The sequence below is a fragment of the Peptoniphilus grossensis ph5 genome, from assembly GCF_000311825.1.
In the GTDB taxonomy this organism is placed as follows: domain Bacteria; phylum Bacillota; class Clostridia; order Tissierellales; family Peptoniphilaceae; genus Peptoniphilus_A; species Peptoniphilus_A hominis.
In genome coordinates this window covers 22,494-25,263 of sequence record NZ_HE978570.1, presented here as the reverse complement: position 1 = coordinate 25,263, position 2,770 = coordinate 22,494, and the positions used below count along the sequence as shown (strand labels likewise).

The window sequence follows — 2,770 nt, the reverse complement described above, 5'->3', positions numbered from 1 at the left end:
GATAAAGTTAAAGCTCCAGTTACACCAGTTGAAGTAAAAGACCCATCTAAGTTAACACCAGAAGAAAAGAAGGCTGTTGAAGACGCAGTTAAGGAAGCAAATCCAAATCTACCACAAGGTGCAAACATTGACGTAGCAGATGATGGAACAGTAACTGTAACAGATAAAGATGGAAAGACAATTGGCACATTAACACCAGCAAAAACTGTTAAGAAAGCAAGTACGCCAGCAATAGATGAAAAAGATACTGTTGATGATTCTAATAAGAAACCAGTAGAACCTACAGAGGATGCTCAAAGAACAGGCGTAGTTGTTAATAATCCTGACGGTGATACAAAAGTTACTGCTAAGGATGAAGATGGTAAATATATACCAGTAGCTATCGATCCAACTACTGGAGAAATAATTGTTACTCCAGGCGCTAATGTAGATGGGCCTATTGTAGTTACAATTATTAATCCTGATCTTCCAAAAGGAAAAACTACAGTTATCATCAATGTAAATGGACACTCTATGTTAAGAGATGACAATGGAAATGGTTACCCAGGAGATGACTGGTACTTCCCAGGTGGACACAGACATGAATATGTTCCAACATTCCCAGTTTATGCAGAAGCAGAAAAGAAAGTTACTCCAGTTCGCGACACTTTATGGTATGTATTCCACATCAACGAATACCAATATGAAGTTGTAAGAAATGGCGTTGTTACTAAGAGAATTATGGATGTAACTCCTGTTATCCAAAATGACAGAACAATGCTTCCACTAAGATATGTAGCAGAAGCTCTTGGCGCTGATGTTCAATGGGATGCTAAAACTAGAACTGCAAGATTCACTAAAGATGGTTTAACTGCAAGCATTCAAATTGACAGCGATGAAATTGTACTTTCTAATGGAAAGACAATAAAGATGGATTCTAAACCACTTAACATTAAGGACAGAATTCTTGTTTCTGTAACTAATGTTGCCAATGTTTTTGGAATGACTAACGGACACACTCTTGACAATACAGACCAAGACATTGAATGGAATCAAAATGATAAGACAGCTACAATTTATATTAGAAGATAATTTCTATAATTTGTAGAACAAAGAAAGACCGAGCAATCGGTCTTTTCTTTTACATTTTTTTGGATTTTGTATATATTACAGAGTCCCTTTTTGGGTGAAATTTATTAATTGGGGTATATAATAAATGAACATTAATTATTGAAATATAATGTAGTAATAAAAATTTTTTTCAAAACTATTCAAAAAAATATTATAATAACTGTTATTAGCTAATAGTTTGAATAAAAATTTTTGGAAAATATTTTAAGTTATCCACAGAATTTTATTCTTGTTTGTGATATTATAATGGTGATAATGCTTAATTTTAAGCATAAAATAATTGATAAAAGTGATTATATGTATGAGCAAATATTGAAACTATATCATTGTAATTTTAGCGTTAACATTGCTAAGGCAATTTCGAGTAAAGATTACTTAATTTTAAAAGCTAGAGATGACCGATATTGGATAGGTAATGGAGTATATTTTTGGGATAATCTTTCAAATGCAAAATATTGGAAGCAAGACAAAGAGAGAAAGATGTCACTCAAAAATTCAAATAATATTAAATTTAGTATTTGTGTAGGTATGGTATGCTTAGATAAATTATTTGATTTGTCTGATTCTGATGTTAGAAAAAAACTAGAAGATTATTTTGAGAATTATTACAAAACTAATCCAAGGCTTATAAATAAGGGTTTTGGAGAAAAAATAAATTTTCTTTTGAAAGAAAAACCAGAAATTATCGATAATTTTTATGTTATAAAAGCTCATGGAAATTATCCTAGAGAAAGTACAAAGCTATATCATTTTCACAGAAATAAAGTTGGCTTAACTCCTAAAGTTAAAACAATATATAATGTTATAAATACTAAAGCTATTTTAAAGTTAGATGAAGAGGTGAGTTAATATGAATAAACAACAAACGTTAGAATTTTTGGATGATTTGCAAAAAGAGTTTTCAAATATGTCAGAATACGAAAAAGCTCAATTATATAAAAGAATAGATGATTTTTGTGATGAAAGTGATAAAAGAATAGATTGCTATAATAGGTCTAAATTTGATTTAATTGGTTCTTACGAAATTAAATTATCTGAAGGAATTTATAACACAAAGCAAAAGAAATATAAAGATCAAACTTATTATTTTAACGAAACGGGAATCAAATTAAATAGTTCAATAATAGAGGCGGCATAAAATGAATAATAAAAGTCATAATGGTATAGAAGGTAAAATAAGTTTTGATGAGTATAGAGTTCTCGAAATAAATTATAAATTAAATTCTGAATTTGATTCTGATGAATCGATAGTTATTTCTTTTGAATTGGGACATGATTATCAAATTTATAAGAACGGAATGAATGTCCAATTGGGAGTAAAAGTCTTTGAAGACTCTAAAAACAATGGATACCCATTTGAAATATATGTAAATATAGAAGGGAAATTTTCTTTTGAAGGAGACGTGGATGGAGAGAAGTTTTTATCTAATGCCATGGCAATATTATATCCCTATATTAGAGCGATAGTTTCATCATATACATCATTGGCTAACATACCTCCTTTAACTCTACCAACAATTAATATGCAGAAATATTTAGAGGATTCTAAAAAAATTAATAATTAATGGAAAAACCTTGAAGAATTAGGTCTTTGAGGTTTTTTATTTTTTAGAATATGCATTTCATATGTAAGAAGATATTAATTTCAGTAAAAAATGGC

General features: G+C 29.5%; 4 protein-coding genes. All 4 read left to right on the top strand.

The annotated features are described in order from the left end of the window. A partial coding sequence (locus HGPG_RS10285) for a stalk domain-containing protein (protein WP_036732127.1) occupies nt 1–1,071 on the top strand: 1,071 nt, incomplete at its 5' end. A 231-nt stretch (nt 1,072–1,302) separates the two neighbouring features. Further along, nucleotides 1,303–1,959: a hypothetical protein gene (locus tag HGPG_RS09295; RefSeq protein ID WP_187115842.1), complete on the top strand. Its 657-nt coding sequence runs from the start codon at nt 1,303–1,305 to the stop codon at nt 1,957–1,959. Between the two features lies 1 nt (nt 1,960). Beyond that, nucleotides 1,961–2,248 (top strand): hypothetical protein, encoded by a 288-nt coding sequence (locus HGPG_RS09290; RefSeq protein WP_019125814.1) that lies wholly within the window; start codon nt 1,961–1,963, stop codon nt 2,246–2,248. Nucleotide 2,249: 1 nt separating this feature from the next. After that, nucleotides 2,250–2,675: a protein-export chaperone SecB gene (locus HGPG_RS10015; protein WP_019125813.1), complete on the top strand. Its 426-nt coding sequence runs from the start codon at nt 2,250–2,252 to the stop codon at nt 2,673–2,675. Nucleotides 2,676–2,770 lie beyond the last annotated feature (95 nt).